At 34.0% G+C, this 22,185-nt stretch carries 14 protein-coding genes and 7 pseudogenes; 12 read left to right on the forward strand and 9 right to left on the reverse strand.

Annotated features, from left to right (window positions below):
* Positions 1-55 precede the first annotated feature (55 nt).
* The 9 genes and pseudogenes from C568_RS31810 to C568_RS0111230 all read left to right on the forward strand — a co-directional run bounded on the left by C568_RS31810 (position 56) and on the right by C568_RS0111230 (position 9,321).
* Positions 56-1,810: pseudogene (locus C568_RS31810) on the forward strand (amidohydrolase).
* Positions 1,811-1,826: 16 nt separating this feature from the next.
* Positions 1,827-2,087: a hypothetical protein gene (locus tag C568_RS0111185; protein ID WP_006095564.1), complete on the forward strand. Its 261-nt coding sequence runs from the start codon at positions 1,827-1,829 to the stop codon at positions 2,085-2,087.
* A gap of 203 nt (positions 2,088-2,290) precedes the next feature.
* Positions 2,291-2,605 (forward strand): annotated as a pseudogene (locus tag C568_RS0111190) (transposase); the annotation flags it as partial.
* Positions 2,598-2,762: pseudogene (locus tag C568_RS32830) on the forward strand (IS6 family transposase); the annotation flags it as partial. The pseudogenes C568_RS0111190 and C568_RS32830, both read left to right, overlap by 8 nt.
* 768 nt (positions 2,763-3,530) lie before the next feature.
* Positions 3,531-4,181, forward strand: a pseudogene (locus C568_RS30635) (IS4 family transposase); the annotation flags it as partial.
* Between the two features lie 110 nt (positions 4,182-4,291).
* Positions 4,292-4,478: pseudogene (locus C568_RS36235) on the forward strand (hypothetical protein).
* 1,779 nt (positions 4,479-6,257) lie between these two features.
* The gene (locus tag C568_RS0111220; RefSeq protein WP_018781551.1) at positions 6,258-7,448 is read left to right on the forward strand and encodes an efflux RND transporter periplasmic adaptor subunit; all 1,191 of its coding nucleotides are present in this window, start codon (positions 6,258-6,260) and stop codon (positions 7,446-7,448) included.
* Entirely contained in the window at positions 7,445-8,125 is a 681-nt protein-coding gene (locus tag C568_RS0111225; protein WP_018781552.1) for an ABC transporter ATP-binding protein, read from the forward strand. Before C568_RS0111220 ends, C568_RS0111225 begins: the two co-directional genes overlap by 4 nt.
* On the forward strand, positions 8,122-9,321 hold the full coding sequence (locus C568_RS0111230) for an ABC transporter permease (protein ID WP_018781553.1): 1,200 nt from the start codon (positions 8,122-8,124) through the stop codon (positions 9,319-9,321). Before C568_RS0111225 ends, C568_RS0111230 begins: the two co-directional genes overlap by 4 nt.
* Positions 9,322-9,514: 193 nt before the next feature.
* Here C568_RS0111230 and C568_RS0111235 read toward each other — a convergent pair whose 3' ends face one another.
* The 4 genes and pseudogenes from C568_RS0111235 to C568_RS0111255 all read right to left on the reverse strand — a co-directional run bounded on the left by C568_RS0111235 (position 9,515) and on the right by C568_RS0111255 (position 14,058).
* Positions 9,515-10,537: a CamS family sex pheromone protein gene (locus C568_RS0111235; RefSeq protein WP_018781554.1), complete on the reverse strand. Its 1,023-nt coding sequence runs from the start codon at positions 10,535-10,537 to the stop codon at positions 9,515-9,517.
* Between the two features lie 876 nt (positions 10,538-11,413).
* Entirely contained in the window at positions 11,414-11,788 is a 375-nt protein-coding gene (locus tag C568_RS0111245; protein WP_018781555.1) for a hypothetical protein, read from the reverse strand.
* A gap of 325 nt (positions 11,789-12,113) precedes the next feature.
* Positions 12,114-12,334 (reverse strand): annotated as a pseudogene (locus C568_RS31820) (DDE-type integrase/transposase/recombinase); the annotation flags it as partial.
* Positions 12,335-12,582: 248 nt separating this feature from the next.
* Positions 12,583-14,058: a protein adenylyltransferase SelO gene (locus C568_RS0111255; protein ID WP_029427162.1), complete on the reverse strand. Its 1,476-nt coding sequence runs from the start codon at positions 14,056-14,058 to the stop codon at positions 12,583-12,585.
* A gap of 273 nt (positions 14,059-14,331) precedes the next feature.
* On the opposite strand from C568_RS0111255, the pseudogene C568_RS0111260 reads away from it, so the two are divergent.
* A pseudogene (locus C568_RS0111260) lies at positions 14,332-14,622 on the forward strand (hypothetical protein); the annotation flags it as partial.
* A gap of 688 nt (positions 14,623-15,310) precedes the next feature.
* Positions 15,311-16,438 carry a serine hydrolase domain-containing protein gene (locus C568_RS0111265; protein WP_018781559.1) on the forward strand — a complete coding sequence of 376 codons (1,128 nt, stop codon included), beginning with the start codon at positions 15,311-15,313 and terminating at the stop codon, positions 16,436-16,438.
* 35 nt (positions 16,439-16,473) lie between these two features.
* Here C568_RS0111265 and pepF read toward each other — a convergent pair whose 3' ends face one another.
* The 5 genes from pepF to C568_RS0111290 all read right to left on the reverse strand — a co-directional run bounded on the left by pepF (position 16,474) and on the right by C568_RS0111290 (position 20,700).
* Entirely contained in the window at positions 16,474-18,261 is a 1,788-nt protein-coding gene (gene pepF, locus C568_RS0111270) for an oligoendopeptidase F (protein ID WP_018781560.1), read from the reverse strand.
* 297 nt (positions 18,262-18,558) lie between these two features.
* Positions 18,559-18,720, reverse strand: coding sequence for a hypothetical protein (locus tag C568_RS35320; RefSeq protein WP_018781561.1), 162 nt, complete (start codon positions 18,718-18,720; stop codon positions 18,559-18,561).
* 108 nt (positions 18,721-18,828) lie between these two features.
* Entirely contained in the window at positions 18,829-19,056 is a 228-nt protein-coding gene (locus tag C568_RS34695; RefSeq protein WP_018781562.1) for a hypothetical protein, read from the reverse strand.
* A 16-nt stretch (positions 19,057-19,072) separates the two neighbouring features.
* Complete coding sequence (locus C568_RS35325; RefSeq protein ID WP_018781563.1) at positions 19,073-19,225, reverse strand: hypothetical protein; 153 nt, start codon at positions 19,223-19,225, stop codon at positions 19,073-19,075.
* 242 nt (positions 19,226-19,467) lie between these two features.
* Positions 19,468-20,700, reverse strand: a complete 1,233-nt coding sequence (locus tag C568_RS0111290; protein WP_018781565.1) for a MerR family transcriptional regulator — start codon at positions 20,698-20,700, stop codon at positions 19,468-19,470.
* 187 nt (positions 20,701-20,887) lie between these two features.
* Between C568_RS0111290 and C568_RS0111295 the strand changes: the two genes are divergently transcribed.
* Complete coding sequence (locus C568_RS0111295) at positions 20,888-22,174, forward strand: NAD(P)/FAD-dependent oxidoreductase (RefSeq protein ID WP_018781566.1); 1,287 nt, start codon at positions 20,888-20,890, stop codon at positions 22,172-22,174.
* The last annotated feature ends 11 nt before the right edge of the window (positions 22,175-22,185 follow it).

The following is a 22,185-nucleotide window of genomic DNA, read 5'->3' on the forward strand; positions in this document are numbered from 1 at the left end:
GTTAACGTTTATTCTATTTTCAAAAGCAATTTATCTTAATAAAAGGAGTAGAAAAATGAAGGGAATTCCAAAGAAAGCACTAATGGTCATTTGTCTGATTTTTAATGTGGTATTGATTTCAGCATGCGCTCCTGAAGTGGGAGAAGCCAAGCAAAATAGCACTGTTCTGCCTAACCATTTGCCAGACAATGTAGTATTTAAAAATGGGAAAATCTATACTTCTAATGAAAAACAAGATATGGCAGAAGCAGTAGCAATTAAAGATGGTAAAATTATATTTGTTGGTTCCGACAAGGATGTAGAAGAATTTATAAATAAAGATACGGAAGTCATAAATCTACAAGGGCGTTCCGTCCTTCCCGGTTTTGTGGACAATCATAATCATATATTTGAAGCAAAATCACCCGCGGCAGGAAATTGTAGTGTGTCACCAGATGCTTCATTACAAGACCAACGTTCGTATTTAAAGGATTGTCAAAAAGATTTAAAAGAAGGGGAATGGATAAGCGGATCGGGATTTAGTTTGGAAAGTTTGTTAAAAGACATGAGCGAAGAATCGGAAGAGCAGACTCCATTGCAGCTCCTTGATGAGCTGTTCCCCAATAATCCTGTAGTAATTATGGAAAGAACCTCTCATTCTGTATGGGTTAACTCCAAAGCAATGGAGTTGGCTGGAATGAATAAAGAGACGAAAGATCCGCAGGGGGGAAGAATTATTCGGGACCCGGAAACAGGAGAGCCTTTTGGTATTCTTTATGACTCAGCTGGTGATATTGTGATGGAGAAAGCATGGAGTTCACAACCAAATCTGTTTGAAAAAAATTACGAAGGTTTATTGGATGGCTTAGATGAGGTTGCGAAGAATGGTATTACTACAGTTGGTGATGGACGTCTATATTGGAAACGAGGTTGGTTAGATGTCTAGAATAAAGTTAATGATGAGAAAAAGTTAACATCACGAGTAGTACTTCGTCCGTGGGTGTATCCAAATTTAAATGAAGCAGAACAAATTGAGTATTTCAAAAAAATTAGGCGAGACGATTCATCGTCTCGAATGCTTATTAATCAAGTGAAAATGTATAGTGATGGAATTAGTATTAACAGCACAGCTAAAACACTAGAAAAATATAAATTTGAGTGGTTTAAAGGAACTCCATATGGTTTGAACTATATTCCAGAGCAGAAAATGAAATGGTGGTTGACCGAACTCGATAAAATTGGTTATGGTGCATTGATTCATACAATTGGAGACGGTGGAGCAAGAGAGAGTTTAAACGCAATTGAAGCAGCGAAAAAAGAAGGAGCAAAACAACCTTATACGCTCACGCACGTGGAAATGGTAGAAGATAGTGATATTAACCGTTTTGCTGATTTAGGTATTAGTGCGGATTTTCAAGTAGGGCATGATTTTGCGGAAGATCCTAAGCAAAGCTGGGCAAGTATGTATTTTTCAGATCAACAGATGAAACGAATTATGCCGCTAGGACGAATTTGGAAAACAGGAGCAAATGTATCGCTTAGTAGTGATTGGGACGTAAATGAACTGAATCCACTTGTCACTATTTCGAATTCACTAAGCATTGGTGAAAAAGGTTTACCTGATGTATACGCAGCTATTGATGCTTATACAATTAAGCCTGCCAAATCATTAGGACTTGATAATATAGCTGGTTCTATTGAAGTAGGTAAATCTGCTGATATGGTAGTACTTGATGAAAATATAACTGAAATGAGTAAGGATAAGATTCCAGATGCTCAAGTTTTAATGACAATTTTACAAGGAGAAGTAGTTTACCAAAAGGAGAAATAGATGAAAGGAAAAGCTTATGAAATTAATGCAAGCGAATCCAGAAATTTTTAAAGATAAAATCATTAAGCCGTCCAACTATTTAATTGAGCATGTCGGAAACAACCAATATCTATTGCATAGAGAAATTGCAGAATATGAAAAAGAAGCATTTAGAACAGAAAAATTATTTCAATATAAAGGAAGGAGTTTTTTACCAAACATTGAACAGTTTACTTCAGAAGAGCAAGCTAAAGCAGCTGTATACTCTTATTGGGAAGCAATTAACCAATTATATTAAAAGTGGATTAAATCACAGCTTGTTATTCACACAAAGAAACGAAAAATAATTTTTTATTAATGAGCTAAAAAAGAGGGCAGAATCAAAGAGGCCACTGAAAAAGTCCATATAGTTTAAACAAGTGAAGGCTTCCTCGATGAAATCGAGGAAGCCTTCACCATTTTTATGTATAATAGTTGTACTAATTCTAGGTGGTGTCTCGGATGATTTCAAACCAACAATCTCTTAACCTTAGTCCTTTCATGGCAATTTACGATATCGTCGTGCCGAAAGATAATATGCTTCGTCAATTTAATGAATTGGTTGATTTTTCTTTTGTTTTAGAGGAATTACAGAATAAATATTGTCTTGATAATGGCCGCAATGCAGTGCCGCCTGTTCGTATGTTCAAATATTTATTGCTAAAGTCCATTTTTGACTTATCAGATGTAGATGTTGTTGAACGCTCAAAATATGACATGTCCTTTAAATATTTTTTAGACATGGCGCCAGAAGATGCGGTGATTAATCCGAGTTCGTTCTATGTTAGGATTAAAATCATTTAAAACAGCAATCTCTATATTGAGTGGTGTTGAAGCCATGCATATGATGAAAAAAGGACAAGTTGTTTTACTGGACGAATCCGTCCAAAACCAGAAAGAATTTATTCATAAATTGTTTGGCTTAGCTTCATAAGATAGAAATGTAGAGGAAATTGCTATTCTATGATTCTAACTAACATTTTTGCACCAGAACCATATTTAGTCATATACGCTGATCCTATGTCTATCTCTTGTGAAACTTTGCAACAGAACCCCCAAGAATAATCTACATGAAATGTATAATAATCTGATGAACAATTAGTTTAAAATTAAGTATAAAAGCAATTATCTGGAATCTAATTGTAATTCAGCTTTGTCGCTTGTGAGTGTATTAGAAAAATTACAATTTCCAGAGTAGATGGCTCTTGATTCATCACACGAATCAGATTTTTCACATCCTATAAGTATTCCTAATGTTATAAACAATAATAAAATCTTTTTCATTATAATACACGCTCCATAATAGTTAGAATGTTATGATGTACTTAGACTAAGATAGGACTCACTACACATACCCATCAACTTAAGAAATGGGTTGTTTCCCAAGACGAAAAAAAGAGTTGAATTCTCATAAATAACTGTAAAATAATAAAATTTTCGTTTAGGAGCTACTTTAATATCTTAACTTGATCGGAATGGCATGCTACCCTTATAACCCTAAAATTATATACGAATCAATATGTTTACATGCTATAAAATTAATAAAATGCAAAATTGCATATTTAACCTTCTCAATAGAGTGTACTCTATTGAGAATAGGGGTACCACCACATCGCTATCAAGCTAATAAAAAGAAATGCCCCCTAAAATGAAAAAATACGCTATTCTTTCTGTAGAATCATAGGAAAGGATAGCGTTTTTTATGTTTGTTTCTGTGTCTGACGAATTACAACTATTTGCTCAAGAGATTCAAAGTTTTTTATCTCCAAATACCTTACGGGATCTTGCTAGAGATGTTGGTTTTGTACAACGAACCAGTAAGTACCAAGCAAAAGATTTAGTCGCTTTATGTGTATGGATGAGCCAAAATATAGCTATGACTTCTTTAACTCAGTTATCTAGCTGTTTAGAAGCATCAACAGAAGTACTCATCAGTCCTGAGGGACTGAATCAACGATTTAATAAAGCGGCCGTCCAACTTTTACAACACATACTAGCCGAACTACTAAGCAAAAAATTGGCCTCATCTATGCCGATTTCTTCTCCATACACTTCTGTTTTCAAGCGTATTCGTATTTTAGATTCAACTGCATTTCAACTTCCGGATATATTTTCATTCGTTTATCCAGGTGCAGGAGGATGCAGCCATACAGCTGGGATAAAAATTCAACTTGAGTATGATCTGTTAAGTGGACAGTTCCTACATATTCATACAGGTCCAGGTAAACAACATGATCGCACTTACGGCTCTCTGTGTGTCCCAACTGTGACAGCGAATGATTTATGTATCCGAGACTTAGGTTATTTTCATTTGAAAGACCTTCAATATATACAAGATAAAGAGGCCTACTATTTTATAAAATGTTGAAGGTACCCCGTTTTATAGGTATCTCGTCTGAACCCCTGTATCACTTAATCTATGAACACATAAAAAAAGGAAGAGAATTTAAAATGCATCTTAATATGAAATATTGCATATTAAAATGTATTGATAAAAAAGTAAGTGCTTACTATAATAAAAGCATAAAGATGTACTACATCTTAACATCAAAAAAGAGGAGGAAATACTATGGCAATCGCAATGGCAGTTTTAAAATTTATAGGTGGAGTAATTCCATTCGTACAAGAGCTTTTAAAAGCATTTATGTAAGTTCTTTATTCAGCAATTATTTATAAAAATTATCATACAAATGGTCTGTATATCAAAGATGAATTGAGGTGCAGATCATTTGTATGAGCAAACTTTAAACAAGAAAAAGAATCCTAGAAATCATAAGGGATTCTTTTTCTTTATGTGTAATTAGGGCTGTAACCAGATTTATTGACTCTTCCAAGAGAAAGTTCTTTCACATAAGTTTCAAATTAACTTATCATGTTTACAATTCTATTTAATTATATCGAATAGGAGCAGAAATATATGAAGAGAAATATATTAGAATATCAATACCGCTTAAACACATTAAAAAGTTGTGTGTGGATTTTTGGGATCTTATTAATTATTAATTGGTATAATTTATGTGCAAATCTTATACTTAGACATAACTTTTTGTGGGAAAAGGCTTTATTGGTCATAATTTTTACTATCGTATTCATAAATACTTTACATCAAATTAAAACTAAGAACTATAAAATTACATAACATACATTTTTAACACATTGAATTTGATACACAAACTCTAAAATATGGTACTTACGAATTCGTTGCACACAACCTACATCTCTAGATACGCTGAATACTAAAATCCCAGTATTCTTTATTCGTTGTAAACCCAATAACCTTTAGGCTTACGCCTAACCGACATTCATCTCCCACCTACTCATTGGGCTACACCTTTTACATTCTTTGAAGTGGGATTCTTCTGTCGGGGGAATGATGAAATAATATGTAATAGCACATATTAAAATAAAATTTATGCGATACGGAAATTGTGCAAAAACATACCGAAAATATCCCCAAATACATTCCTCACTCATAAAAAAGAGATAAAGCACTTCATAAAATGCTTTATCTCTTTTTTTATGAGTATTTCTTATTTCACGTAAATTTACCATATGTATCACCTCCTACTATAACCATACACACCTTTTACTTTCTCATAACACTGTTGGATAAAGTGTTTCAGCTCTTCATTTTCCTATTGTCTTGGTGCAAGGATTCCTTGTCAGTTTAGCCATTTATAATAGCCGCTTCGAGAAACACTTATCAAACAACAGAGTAGGCTGACGGAGTATTCGGTTGTTAAAATATCGCAATTGAGTCGCTTGTATCACCTCTTTTGAAGATCCCATAACTTTTTTAATGTCATGCTTTATAATAGGAGGGTGTCCTCTATGTCTAATGAACATTAGTTCACTTATTAATAGTCAAATTATCTAGGATCTGCCACAAAAAAGAAGAAAATCACAAAAATTAACTTCTTTTTAAGTAGGGAAACTTTTATGTTCATTAACTGTTGAATTCATCAGAAAACACTTTAGATTTGATATATTAAAAAATTAAAAAATCGTATAAATATGAAATATTGCATATTGAAATGCATTGATATCCAAATGAATTCTCGCTATTATAGTAGTATAAAAATTTACCACAATTCAATACTCAAAAAAGAGGAGGAAATCATATGGAAATCGCAATTGCAGTTTTGAAATTCATTGGTGGAGTAATTCCATTAGTAACAGAATTATTAAAAGCAGTGATGTAGTTTAGTTTTTGTAATTATTTATATCATATGAAGCACAAAATAAAGAGGTCAGTTTCTTTAAAATAAAGGATCGACCTCTTTATTTTGTGCTTCATATAGCCTAAGGTATTAAAAGGTTATTAGCTTTTATTTTTTGGTTTATAGCCAGTTACTTTAGGTGGTTGTCCCATATAAATTGTTCAATAAACGTATGTACTAAATTATATCATCATTAAGGGGAAGACATTATGTTACCAACTACAACACATCGACCAACTAAAAAGAAAAAATGGATTATCATTGGGGTTATTGCATTAATTGTCATCGTTGCAGCCGTCAATATTTTTGTTATGCAAGGTAAGAAGAAGGAGACAGCAAAGGGAGACGCTGTTAGCTTTGAGAAAGTAACAGAACGTACACTCAATAATACAAAATTGATTTCTGGACAAGTAAAGCCTGGGAATATTGAGAGCTTCTATGCAGATCCGACAAAAGGAAAAGTGAAGGATATTGCGGTGAAAGAAGGGCAAGAAGTAGAAAAAGGGACGAAGTTATTCTCTTATGATAATGAAGAAATCAATCTACAATTGAAGCAAGCTGAGCTTGATCAAAAAATGGCAACAATGCGCTATGATCAAGGGAAAAAGAAAATAGATTCACTAAATAAAGAGATTAAGAAAGCAAAAGATAGCGGCGCTGGAAAAGAAGTAACAGATCCGTTAGAAGAGCAAGTAAGTGAACTAGAAATACAGCAAAAAACAACTGAACTTGAGAAAGAAAAAGGTCAATTACAATCACAACAATTAAAGAAAAAACAAGATGAACTCACAATTTATAGTAACTTTGCTGGTGTTGTACAAAAATTAGATAAAGATGCAGCACAAGGTTCGACGCAAGCAATGGGTGGACAAGGAAAATCATTTTTACAAATCGCATCTAAAGAACCATTCCAAATTCAAGGGACATTAACAGAACTTCAAAAATCACAAATCCAAAAAGATCAAACATTTACTGCAACTGTAAAAGCAAATAGTAAGAAGAAATGGACAGGGAAAATTACAGAAGTAAGTGAATTTCCGACAAGTGTAGAGATGGCTCAAGCAGCTGGTGTTGGTGAGGGAACACAAAATATGTCTCAGTATACATATAAAGCTAGTTTAGATGGACAAGAAGGTTTATCTCCAGGCTATCACGTATCACTGCAAGTAAACTTAGAGAATAAGAAGATGATTGCTGTTCCTAGTAAAAGTATTATTGAAAAAGCTGGTAATCTATTTGTTTATGTAGAAGACAAAGGAAAGCTTCGTAAACAAAATGTGAAAAAAGGTTCTACTGATGGAGATTGGACAGAAATTCTTGAAGGTGTAACAATGGGACAAAAGGTGGTTAAAAATCCTTCCGACAACGTGTATGACGGAATGGAAGTGAAAGAAAAATGATTACGTTAAACAATATTCATAAAACATATTACCAAGGGAAGCTAGCGGTACCGATTTTACATGGTATTAGTTTAACAATTCAAAACGGTGAGTTTGTTTCCATTATGGGACCATCTGGCTCAGGGAAATCAACCCTCATGAATATTATCGGTTGTTTAGATCGTCCGACAGAAGGGGAATATGTGTTAAACGGCGTGAATATTTTAACGGCAGATGAAGCAAAACTTGCCCTTATTCGTAATGAATATATCGGTTTTGTATTCCAGCATTTTAACTTATTGCCACGTCTTTCAGCGGTAGAAAATGTAGAACTTCCGCTTATATATGGCGGCGTGAAGAAAGCGGAGCGCCGTCAGAGAGCTCTTGAAGCACTTGGGAAAGTCGGATTGTCTGACCGCGTGCATCACTTGCCAAGCGAACTTTCAGGTGGGCAAAAGCAGCGTGTAGCCATCGCACGTTCCATTGCAAATGACCCAACGTTCATTATGGCCGATGAACCAACAGGTGCTCTTGATACGAAATCTGGAGAGCAGGTTATGGATATTTTCACAAAGTTAAACGCAGAAGGTACAACGATTGTTATGGTTACGCATGAAGATGAAGTTGCGGCGTATTCTTCGCGCCGAATTGTGCTAAGGGACGGGGAAATTACAGAAGATAGAAGGTGTGTGATATGAGTTTACTAGATAGTATAAAGATTGCCCTATCTTCTATTCTAGCTCATAAACTGCGCTCAGCACTTACAATGCTTGGGATTATTATCGGTGTCGGCTCTATTATTATTGTTGTTGCGATTGGGCAGGGCGGGGAAGCAGCGTTAAAATCACAATTTGTTGGTTCTGGGAATAGTGTGATTTCTATTCACTATACTCCTGACATGAATGATTCATTTGGTATGGAATCCATGGGAAAACCGAAATTGACAGAAGAAGATATTTTTGAAATTAAAAAGCTTCCAGAGATTTCACACGTAATTAAGACGAATTCAAACATGGAAACACTTGATGTCAATGATAAAAAAGATATGGTGAATATTAAAGGGCTAGACAGCGAATATTTCGCTGCGAATAAAGTTAAGGTGTTAAAAGGTCGTTCTTTAAATGATACAGATATCGATTATGGAAATAACGTTGTCATGATTAGTTCCGATGTAGAAGAAAAGATATTTGAAAAAGAAAATCCAGTTGGAAAGATTATTGAAATGAAAGGCCAACCGCTGCAAATTATTGGTGTATATAAAGCCGAGGGCGGATTCATGGGAATGGGAGGTTCAGAAGTTCTAATTCCACTAACGTTATGGCCGTCGTTGTATGGAACAGATGAAATTCAAGAGATTTCTGTCCAAGCGAAAAATGTCGATAATTTAGATGACGCTGGAAAGAAAGCGGCTGATGCATTAAATAGTCGTAAGCCAAGTGAGTTTACAGGTAAATATGAGGTAATGAATTTAAAAGAAATTCAAGATGGTATTTCTAAAATGACAAATATCATGACGATGATTATTGGAGGTATTGCTGGTATTTCATTAGTCGTTGGTGGTATAGGGGTTATGAACATTATGCTCGTATCTGTAACAGAGCGTACACGTGAGATTGGGGTACGTAAAGCACTTGGAGCAACGCGTAGTAAAATTTTACTGCAATTCTTAATTGAGGCTGTTATGTTAACGCTTCTTGGTGGATTAATCGGGATTGGTCTTGGTTACGGGGGCGCATATATTGTTTCCACATTTGCGAAATGGCCACCACTCGTTTCATGGCAAGTAGTTGTTGGCGGCGTATTATTCTCGATGACGCTTGGTATTATCTTCGGGTTAATTCCAGCGAATAAGGCGGCGAAATTAGATCCAATTGAAGCACTTCGTTACGAATAGGTTAAATCGGGGCAGCAACTTAAGCTTATAGAAGCGGATACAATTGTAGAGCTAAATAATCTGTTTTAGAGCACAATCTTTTTTCACTTGTTCGCCTAATTATTTTAAAGCGCTAATGATAAAATAACCATGGTACATTAAACTAATAATGAAAATAAAAAAGACAGTATAATAACTGTCTTTTTTATTTTCATTATTCAATAAAAGAAACAAAAGGTTCATCTTCATTTTTTTCTCTTACAACAACTGCTTCAACTTTCTGCTCTGACTTTATATTCATTTGAACCTTAACATCTTTAGGGAAAACATCTAATATATTTTGGACTACCATTTGTGTAAAAGCAATCAGTTCTGATTTACCATTAAATTTAACTAAAACATTCATATTTATAGTATCCATATGATCATCTTTATAAAAAATTGTAGCATTAACCGGTATATAATCAGCTTTATTGAATTCTTTCACTTTATTAGAAAACCTATCTAACTCTTCATTATCTTTATTATATACTTGTTTAAAATCATCAGAAGGATAAGCAAAGGATTTTTCGTTAATATTAACCCACTGTCCTATACTATTCTCACCTTTTTGTACTGTTACACTAGAAATAAAAGTACCGGCTTTTAAAGAATCAGAAGTTTCCTGTTTAAAAATAGAAAAAGTAATAGGAACTTTTACAAAGTTCTTATTATCATAAAGAACTTTTAAAAGTTGATTAGCAATTTCACTGCCCTTAACATTTGCTTCTTCATTAGAATGATTTGAAGTCATGGCTAAACCGATAACAACACCAGCTAAACTCAATTCACCTGAATTTTTCTTAGTATAATAATCATATTCTATAATATTAGATACATAAGGTATTTCTTGTTTTGTGAGTAATTCGTCTATTGTTTTTTGAGCAATATATTCACTTCTTTGTAATAAATGATTTTTTGTATCAAATTGCTTAGATGCCATATTCATTAAACCTAATTCTAATTTATCTATATCTAATTTAGAATTAGTTTGTATATTAACTGTATTTATTATTTTATGTTCTTTTAAAGGAATAATAGTTTTATAATAATTATCAGAAATAGAATATTTCGGAATAATGCTATTTCCCTTCGTATTTTTTTCTACAACTTTCTCTTCTTTTTTAATAATATTAGTACCATTACAAGCACTTAATAACAAACTAATAATTATCAAAAATAATGATATCTTTTTCACCTATAATAACCACCTTTAACCATTTCTCTCGCATTATACAACATATAGTGTATCATTAAATATCTAAAAAAAAAGAGATTAATGAAAATATATATATGCATCTAACAATATTCCCTAATGTTAAAGATAAAAATATGATATTTATATAAAAAAGCTACAAAAAACCCTTGAAACTATCCCTTCTGGATATTCTGTTATGTATTAAATTACTAGTTAGGTAGGACCAACATGAATTCAAGCTTAGATTTATTAACATAAAAAAGAAGAGGGTTTTTATAATCCTCTTCTTTTTTATATGTTCATTAGCTGTTTTGTTCACTTAAGAGTGCTTTAGAATTTACCTATTCTATTATAACTGTATAAAACACATTTTTAATATGAAATATTGCATATCGGAATGTATCTAAAATGAAGGTATAAGATTTACCACATCTTAATACTCAAACAAGGGGAGGAAATACTATGGCAATCGCAATGGCTGTTTTAAAATTTGTGGGTGGAGTAATTCCATTCGTACAAGAACTTTTAAAATCATTCATGTAAGTTTTTATTTCAAACATGTATGTAAAAATCTCACACAAATGATTTGTATATCTGGGCATAAGTGCTTTGTGAATCAATAGTATGAACAGATTTTAGAAAAGAAAAAGAATTTCATTAGGAATAGCAATCAAAAAGCACTCATTCGAGTGCTTTTTGATTGTACAGTAATACTTTAATACTCTATAATTAACTTTGGGGAAGGTAATCTAAGAGCATTAGACGTAGTCTTAGCATTATCTTTTATTTGATAAACCATAAAATTGAATAATTTTGTGGTTTATTTTTTGTAAATCCACAAGTTTTAAACTACTTTTAATAAACGTAATCATGAAATTAACATCGAATTACAGTTCCGGAATAGAGAGTCAGGAAATGGTCACCAATATCAATTATAGTTGTTGCTTGTATATAACCTTTAAAACCATCTGATGAATAATAAATTTCTTTTGGAATACTTTCTTTAACCTGATAACTAGTTTTTGAGTACTTCACATAATGGTTTGTGATTACTTTTGATTCAGGGACAATATTAGCTCTTTGTTCAAAAGTATTTGTGATAGTAGAAGGTGAATTAAATTCAACATTTTCATGAGAAATACGATCCAAACTTTCAGCTTTTACACCTTCTGTTTGAGAAAAGGCACCTAAGCTACCTATTCCTAATAATGTAGCAAGTGTAAACTTTGAAAATCCTGTAAATTTCCCCATTTTATAAGCCTCCTTTAAGTTTTTTGTAAGATAAGGTCCTTACACTTCACAGTCTATATCTAGCAGATAGGAAGTGTACATACATATCATTAGACAAAAATCTACATTATTCTCTATTTTTTTCTAGGTTATGTATAATAATCCGTTGTTCAACAAGTTGTCACAAATAAAAAATGATAATGATAACAAAAAAATGAATAGTATATTCGTTGCTTGTATTATTATTAATTATTTTAATATTCTAAAATAATTGGATAAAATCGGTTCTGGTGCAAATATATGAAGAATAACACGGAGAATAGTAGACTCTTAACGGAATCGTATTTTATGCTATAAGTCTAAACGCTTGGCGGATGAACTCTTTTTGGTTTTGGACAGACTGGTTTTCTAAATCAATCTGTTCCTTTTTTATCATATGCATGGCTTCAACGTCACTCAATATAGAGGTTGCTGTTTTAAATGACTTGAATCCCAACATAGAGCGTACTCGTTTCTTAATAAAACGATGGTATTGTTCCACATGTTATTCAGATATTTTATCTTCCTGGTTTGGATGCTGGCTGGCCTCTCTTTATCTAATAAAATAGAGATCTAGATTTACCACTAGATATTATGAAAAAACAATCAATTGTATTTAGCGCTGAGAAAAGAGTAGTTGAACAAACTGTGTAGGTTCTATATCTATATTAAATGATTTTGCATCAGAACCGAAAAAATGCCACTCCATTAGGTAAAGGAGTAGCATTATGTTGTAAAAATAGTAAATCATGAGAAGGTGTTAACTTAATTCTTTCTCATGTACCACAAAAAGTTCGATAAGGGCGGGATGATGGCGCCGGTGGTGTACAGTACTCAGACTGTTCAGGAGAGTGAGCATAAGGATTTGAAAGAACAACAAGCAGTTGTTCCATTACGCTGTGGTCCCCTTGTTTGACTGCGGCATCTAATGCTTCTTCCACGCGGTGATTTCGTGGGATTATCGCAGGATTGGTGTCTCGCATCAGCTGATCTGAAGAAGATTTCGACTCCTCCTGTCTGCTTAATCTTGCCTGCCATTTTTCATTCCACCTCGTAAATTCTTGACTTTTAAACAAATCGGTATCTTTATGTGTACCAAAAGTTAAAGCAAGGAAGGTATTAGTATAGTCTGCGCGATATTTCTCCATAATTTTAAGGAGCTCATCAATGAGGGCTTTATCTTCTGCTTCTTCGTTAAATATACCTAGTTTGGTCCGCATCCCAGCGAGCCAATGCTTTTCATACAGTGTGCCGAAATCTGAAATCGCATCTTGGGCTATTTGGGCAGCTTGTTCTAGGTCTGTATGTAGAAGCGGCAATAGAGATTCTGCAAATCGCGCGAGATTCCATACACCAATATACGGCTGGTTACCATAGGCGTATCGGCCTTGCGTGTCAATGGAACTAAATACCGTTGCTGGGTCATATTCATCCATGAAGGCGCAAGGACCATAATCGATGGTTTCTCCGCTAATGGTCATGTTATCGGTATTCATTACCCCGTGAATAAAGCCAACGAGTTGCCACTTTGCAATTAAGCTGGCCTGTTGCTTCATCACTTCTTGTAGTAACGCTAGGTATGGATTTTCCTGTGATTGAATAGCTGGAAAATGACGCTTAATCGTATAGTCAGCCAAAATTTTTAGCTCCTCAACTGAACCGCTTGCTGCTGCGTATTGAAATGTGCCAACGCGTATATGACTGCTAGCTACACGTGTCAAAATTGCACCTGGTAAAGCAGTTTCGCGTATGATTGACTCACCTGTTGATACTATAGCTAGACTACGGGTAGTAGGAATACCAAGCGCGTGCATTGCTTCACTGATAATATACTCGCGTAGCATTGGTCCAAGTGCGGCGCGGCCATCCCCTCGGCGGGAGTATGGTGTTCTACCAGAGCCTTTTAATTGAATATCAAATCGTTCACCTGAAGGAGTAATCTGCTCACCGATTAGCAGCGCACGGCCGTCTCCTAGCATGTTGAAATGCCCGAATTGATGCCCTGCATAAGCTTGAGCAAGAGGGATAGAACCTTCGGGAATTCGGTTTCCAGCAAGAACCGCTACTCCATCTTCGCTTTGTAGTTCCTCAATGTTTAGCCCTAGGGATGTTGTCACAGGATGATTGAGAATGATTAACTTTGGTAAGCCTACAGGGGTTGGGCTAAGGGTGGAAAAAAATGATTCCGGTAGACGGACATAACTATTGTCTAAGTTCCATCCGGTTTCTTTTGTTTCTTTTTTCTTTTTCATTGTATCTCCTTCTTTTACGTTTTTTTCTGTTACATAAAGCATAGATATAAATATTCAATGATATTCTCCATTTTATTGAGAATATAGAAGATTGGAATTTAATATTGATTAGTTGGTGCGCATTGTTTTTATAATTCACTTGTAGTCATGTACATTATATCCTTAATCAATGAAAAAAACGTATTAGTACTTGTTTTTTATAAACTATAATATTTTATCATTTTAACCGAGAAGACATCCACCTCTAAAAGAAGTGAAGGTGGGGGTAGTTCAATTAGCGGCTTATTAGGGTTCTTCGGCATTGGGTGGTTTAGTCTTTTTATGGTTGAAGTTGTTGAAACATCGTGGCAGGATTCAGTAGGAATTACGGTTAGCTTTGCACTTACGCTAAATCAAATTGCTATTATTTTAGCTCCGCCTGTTTTTGGCTTCATAATGGATATCAAAGGGTATACGTGGGCGTGGGTGTGTATGGCTATATTACTGTTTGTTTCAGCAATAAGTTTATTGAAAAATTGCAAAAAAAGTCATACGAATGACATTTTTTTGCAATATGATGTATAATCAATTTTGATATGAATTTTAAAATGGTGATATTATGACATATAAATGAATTTGATTCTTATTCTTATTAATATTTACTTTTCGTTCATTTCCTCTTTTGAAATTCCCTATTATTTTGGCCGTAATGAGCTTCCTCTCTTTTTATTGTTTGCATGATTTATTTTACTTGAAAATTTTTCTTTTCTTTTGACAATCATAATTTATTTTCCGTAATACTCGATAAATACCATGCTATTTTTGTTTGTTCGATAACTGAACATTTCACTATCTAGTTAATTTTGCTTATCGATGAATGCTAATAGATTACCTTTTTTGGCATTATTGTATATGTTGTTTGCAAGGAATGTTACATAAAAAAACAAAATTATAGTGAGATGAATCGGATTGTTGGGTGGAAATTTTCTAAGAAAGAAATACAATAGTAAGTGATCAAAAATTTGAGTATGGGAAGCTTCTCTTGAATAACTTTCCAATAATACAAACTTTTTAGGAAGATATAGATAATCAAGAGACATGCTAATTTATAGTAGTAGAATTGAGGATGAAATAGTAATATGTAGTTCATTTCTCGAATATAGTTCTTCAATAAATTTAAGCAAAAATTAAAGTCTTCTTTTAAATGAATAGAGATAGAATAAAACAATGAAAAGAGTAACAAGTATAAATTGAATAAAAAGAGGGCTCCTGTATGTTTAAGAGATGTTTAATCGTTTGCTTTATTATCGCGATTTTTTGCTTAAGTGTATATATGTTCATGCAAACAAATAAAGGTAAAACGCAGAATTTAAAGGCATTTTCAGATTCTACTAGTAAACTAGAAACAGATACACCGAAAGTAGATAGAAATCAGCGAAATCGTTATGCTGGGGCAACACAAAAATTAGACCAATATTTAAAAGAAAAGGGATTTAATGGAACGGCACTTGTGACGGATCAAAATAATGTGATTTTGCGAAAAGGGTATGGCTATGCAAATATGCAGGATAAAGTCTTAACAACGCCAAGAACAAAATATCGTATTGGTTCTATCACTAAGACAGTAGTGGCAGTGTCTATATTGCAGTTGCAGGAAAAAGGGGAATTGAATATAGAAGATAATGTAAATAAATATATTCCTTCATTCCCAGCGGATAAAAATATTACTTTAAGACATTTATTGACACATACATCTGGATTACCTGAACAAGGGCAAGGGAAAGTTGATGCGGCATCACGTTTAAAATTAGTGACATGGATTGGTTCACAAAATCTTGAATTCCCTGCTGGAACAGGTTGGAGATATACGGATTATAATTATATGGTACTTGCCTATGTTATAGAAAAAATCTCTAAACAACCATTAGCTGAATATGTAAAAGAACATATTTTCACTCCAGTTGGAATGCATGAATCTGGCATGGGGGCAAAATTCCCTGGAGATATATTTTTCGCAGAAGGTTATACAAAGAAAGATAATGAATTCATATCTGCTCCTAGGTTAAGAATGAACTGGCTATACGGTTGTGGTGAAATGTATACAACTGTAGAAGATATGAAGAAATTAGATGAGGCGATTATGACTGGCAAACTTCTTTCCAAACAAAGTTTATCAGATATGTTTACTGTATCACCTGCAAGAAAATATGGATTTAGTTTTTACATTTATCCAGATTATTACCATAATCACGGTGTATTAGCTGGGTGGAATACATTTAATAATTTCAATTGGGATAAACGAATTTTTGTTATTCTATTCTCTAATGTTCAAAACGGTATGACCGATGAATTTAATCAGGAATTTCGGAAGATGGCAAAAGATTTATTGGAAGGAAAATGAATTTGAAAAAGCCTCTAGCGTGAGAGGCTTTTTTATTACAGTGACGAAAATTCTTCAACTAGTTTACTAAAGCGTCCTAGTGCACTTTCAATTGGTTTTGGCGTTGTTAAATCTACACCAGTTTTCTTTAAAAGATTGAGCGGATAATCTGAACTTCCACCTTTTAAGAATTCGATATAATTTTGCTGAGCGGTAGGATCGCCACTTAAAAGCTGATCTGCAATTTGAATTGCGGAAGCAAATCCGGTAGCGTATTTATAAACGTAAAATGGTCGGTAAAAATGAGGGATTCTAGCCCATCCATATTTTACTTCTTCATCGAATATGAGTGTATCCCCATTGTATTCTCTAAATAATTTTTCATATACATCATTAAATGCTTGGGCGTTTAATGGTTTACCTTGATGCGCCATTTCGTGCGTAATCTTTTCAAATTCAGCAAACATAACTTGTGTAAAGAAAGTTCCTTTAAATTGATCAATAAAGTGATTGATTAAATGGTTGCGTACGTCTATATCTTTTGCTTCTTTTAATAGATGGTGAATTAAGAGTATTTCATTCACTGTAGAAGCGACTTCGGCCACAAAGATTGAATAATGAGCAGAGATTCTCGGCTGAAACTTATGTGAATAATATGTATGCATACCATGCCCACATTCATGAGTAAGTGTAAAGAGACTATTTAAGTCATCATTATGATTTAACAGGATGAAAGGGTGAGCGCCATATACGCCAAAATTATAGGCACCCGAACGTTTTCCAGGTAATTCTCTTACATCTATATAACGTTTATCTTTAAAACCTCGAAGTGTTTGAAGATATTCTTCACCGAGTGGAGAAAGGGATGTAAGCATGATTTCGAATGCTTCATCATAGGGAATCTCTTGCTTTACACCTTTTACTAAATCAACATTTAAGTCACACTGTCTTAATTCATCTAGCTGCAATTTTTCTTTTCGTAAATGATTATATGTATGTAGAGATGCAATGTTCTTTTTAGTTGTATCAATTAAAGTATCATACACTTCTTTTGGAACCATATCACCAAATAAAGACCTTTCTAAAGCAGATGGATAGTTTCTAATTTTTGAAATGGTAACATTGTTTTTTATAGCTGCTGTTAAGGTAGAAGCAATAGAGTTTTTTAATTGCACATAAGGTTGATAGTATGCTTTGTAAGCTTCTTTTCTCTTATCTCGACTTTCATCCTTAATTAATTTTGAATACATCCCGCGTGTTAAATTTACTTTATTACCATCCTTGGTTGTAACTTCTCCAAATGTAATATCTGCGTTATTAAGCATTCCGTATGTATGCTGAGGAGAAGAGAGAGCTTCACCCATTTGAGATAAGATTTCTTCTTTATCTTTGTTTAAAACATGTTTCTTATATCGATATAATTCAAATAAGTCTTCTTTAAAATATTGTAAGCCTTCGTTTTCCTCTATATAAGAATGTAATGTTTTCTCATCGATACTAAGTAAAAATGGAGAAAAGAAGGAACGAGCAGCACTTATTTTAACATGTAATTGTGATGCTTTATCTACAAGGGACTGCGCTTCTGTATCACGTGTATCAAGGTCGGATTGAAGTCTTGCATAAGCATAGACTAAATTAAACAAACTTGATATTTCTTCACTTTTCGTAAGATAGGCAAGTAGGCTCTGACCATCATGGATAGTTCCATTAAATTTTTTTAAATCCTCTGTTAAGGTTTCGATTTTTTGATAGTCGTTTTCCCAGTTTTCAATCGTTTTATAAATATCCGTTAAATCCCACTTTTCTTGATCGGATACATCCATTCTATTTTTAAATTCTGTCATAATCATTTCCTTCCTAGGTATGTATTTTGTATACTATAAGATTAATCAAGTAGTATCTCCACAAAATTATACTACTTTCATTTCTTAATCAGGTAATAATTTTCAGTACTCATCTTCAAACAGGCAATTATATATGGTAACTCCTGTTTCTTTTAACTCTAACGAAATTTCCTCCACTTCAGTATTCAACGTGTCAATGTCAAGAACCTTTATTCCATTGACTTGGAATAAAGAAGAGGTTAATTCGATACTCCGCCCCTAAAAAAGCCTTAAGGTAGTTACCTTAAGGCTCATAAATTAAGAAAGTATTTTTTCTATTTTTTTGTCATAATTAGTTACTATATTATTAATTTCAATTAACAAAGTATCCTCATCAGTTATAGGTTCATAACCAATTATAACTTTTGGAATATCATAATTTTTTTTCAAATCAACTAGAAAATGTACTAGCTTTTTCAACCTTAACTTATTATCGTTCCTCTCATCCTTTAATATTTCATTTTCAGGAAAGTTAAATACAATGTCACCATATTGTTCATCAAACGAGAAAACTATTACTACGTTTTTTTATGAAATACCTAACTTCAATTCTTCTAAAAATATATTTCCTGTTCCTTTTGGTGATAGAATCTCTTTTATGTTTTTCACTTGAGAAAAATCCAAATCTTTTTCTGAAATATTATTATAAAAATGTGATGATTTAAGTTTTAATGTAGATAATTTAAGTTCTCCGTAAATTAATTTATCAATTTTTCTCTTATTAAAATCAGTTAATATAATCTCTAAATTTTCCATTTATAACTCACCCTTTTTACTGGTCGATATACCATTTAAAAGTTCCATCAAGGTTTAATCGAACTCCATTTCCATCTTGTAGTTTTTTCTCCAAAAATTCTATTCCTTTAGGATTTTTAATTTTGATAAAACCTCCCGGTCCATCCATTATTTCTTCAAGATGTTTCAATGCTGTTTGATTTATTTGGTCTGGGCCGCCTTTAACTTTCCCAAAAATGCTTGGATTTCTTTATCTGTAATTTGTTTTTTACTTACTGCAAACCATGTAACGTTGTTCATTGTAATACACCATTCTACAGAAGATAATCTTTTAATGCTTCCTCAATTTTTCAGATTAACCATGATTTTAGCTACAAGGGAGCTGTCTCATCCGTGAACTAGCCTACTTTTCGGACAGCCTCTTTTTGTGCGCTATTTTTTCGTACTAGCCAAATACATTAGCATGTGGAATTTTTCGTCTATTACATGATAATCAAAATAAGGTCCTGGATCTGTACAGTAACCGATATTTTCACTTTGCGTGATTTGAAATCCGTTGACTGATAAATTTTCTTCTAAGTATTTTGGATATAAAATATGCTCGTGGGAATTTGGATATAAGGCTGAAATATTTTTCAAGGATTTGGCCGAGCTATCATAATAGGAGTACCCGCCGACAATTGTTGAACTGCTATGGAAATAGTTTTTTAGAACATGAATTGGAAACTGCGGATTGAGCAGTGAAAAATCAGTTGCTGTAAAACTATCCACAAAAATATCGATGCTAAGCGGTTTCAATGGCAGATTTAAATCAGAATTCAAAATATAAAGGACGTTTGGCTTCGGATTCATACGCTCAATTCTCTTTCTAACCTTCTTGAGCATCGCAAGCGAATAGCCACTGAATACATAGGATGCGCTCGTTTCAAGAACATCGATATATTTGGGTAGTGACACAAAAGCGTCAACGTTTGTTTCCACGATTAATTTGTTTTTCAAATCTACATTTTGTAGAACTTTTTGAAACCAATAATTACTTTTTTCAAATAAGTTAATCATTTTGGGATGGATCTCTTTAATCGTTTCTTTATCGTAAAAATAAGATGGATAAGGAGACGTCTCGTACAAGTTCGCGGTAATGATAATACCTTCCTCGATAGCTGCCTCGTATCCACAAGTACAAGTTAAACTCCCCGTTTGAATGTAGACTTTTTTAATCGTTACATCTTTCATTTCAAGTGGAATGTGGCACTTCGGACAATAGAGCAGATTTACAAAGGAAATTGGGATCCCTGTAAGGTTCTCTTCTTTGGATGAAGGCGAGCTGGTTTGAACCGCTTTTTCAATCAATTGGATAGCTTTTGATATGTCTTCTTTTTTCTTGGTCAGCTGGTTCTTTTTATCAATGAGCAAGTTGTTGTAGTAGTCGATATCCTCATGGTCCGAGAAGTTTGTGACACGCTGATACGATAAAATTTGTTGAATTTCTAGCAGTGAAAAATGAAGTTTTTTCAGCTCAGTAATAAAAGCCATGTCGTCGAGACACAATTGGTTCATTTGATACTGGGTGTTTTTTTTGTCTGGTATTAATAATCCCAGTTCAATGTAATAACGAACGGTATCAGTTGTAACATGAAAAAGCTTTGCAAATGTACCAATTTTCATAGATGCCCCCCAACGAAAAAAGTGGAGTTACTCCACTTTTTTCACAAAAATGAATTCAAAAAACTCTCAAATGGCTATTGACTTGGAGGAAACTCCAAGTCATATGATAGACTTAAGAAGTTTGAATATTTTGAATAATTTTTGACTGTATTGTAACATACATGTCACAAAAGGAGAAGAATTAGCTATGGATAAGATGGATCGAATGGATACTCTCTCACTGTGGACAGCGACTGCAAACAGCTATGAAAAAGGAAAACTTCTTGAAGGAAATGAAGAGGCGGATGTTGTCATTATTGGCGCAGGTTTCACAGGTCTTTCTTCTGCATATCATTTGCAAAAATTAGGGAAGAGTGTCATTGTCCTTGAGCAAGAAACGATCGGATATGGCGCAAGCGGTCGTAACGGCGGGATGGTATTGCCAGGCTATAAGCCAACGATGCAGGAGCTTGCCAAAAAGTATGGTGCCGACGAGGCGAGACAGCTTAACGATCTCTCCCTATTTAGTGTTGAACTGGTTAAAAACATCATCGACGAGCATCAAATCAACTGTAACTTTAGAAAGACAGGTCACATTGTGGCGGCTTACAAAGCCAAGCATTTTGAAGGATTGAAACATGAAAGCGAATACTTAAACGGAAATTTCGGGTACGAATCAAGCGTGCTTGATCGAAGTCAGTTGCATCAAGAGATCGATTCTCCACATTATTATGGCTGCTTAGTCGACAACTCGAGTTACTCGTTCCAGCCACTGAACTATGCAATTGGTTTGGGAGAAGCAGCTAAATCGATCGGTGCAAAAATCTTTGAGCATTCGAAAGCACTATCTATTGAGTACGGTCGAAACAGTGTGAAAGTTGTAACAGAAAAAGGTGCTGTTACTGCGAAAGACATTATTGTGGCTACAGATGGTTACTCTGGAAAAATCATGAATGAACTGAACAAAGGCGTACTGCCAATTTCGGCACGTATTATTGCTACTGAACAGCTTCCAGAATCACTGGTGAGTACCGTCATTCCTAAAGATCGCATGGTTTTTGATACAAGCAGTTTCCTTTACTATTTCCGACGTACACCAGATAATCGGATCGTATTTGGCGGTGGCGATGTTCGTCCAAACTTAGGCGATGCTGTTTATCAAAGTGTTTACGATGCCATGGTTAAAATAATGCCAAAACTAGCAGGAAGCAAGATTGATTTCCGTTGGGGTGGATTTATCGGGGTTACAATTGATACGTTCCCGGTTATCGGCAGATCCAAAGAAGGCGCATATTTCGCAACGGGTTATACGGGACACGGTGCGTCTCTCTCGACATTGTTTGGTAAGTTATTGGCACAATGGATCGTTACGGGGAGTGCAGGTGGATATCGATTTGAAAAGGAACGCCTCAAATCATTCCCGTTCTATAATCAGAAAACGATGCTGGTCAATCTAGCACATATTGGTTTCAAACTGTTAGATATTATTGCGTAAAGGAGAGTTGT

It is taken from the genome of Bacillus sp. 95MFCvi2.1 (assembly GCF_000374965.1).
GTDB classification, from domain to species: Bacteria; Bacillota; Bacilli; order Bacillales; family Bacillaceae_G; genus Bacillus_A; species Bacillus_A pseudomycoides.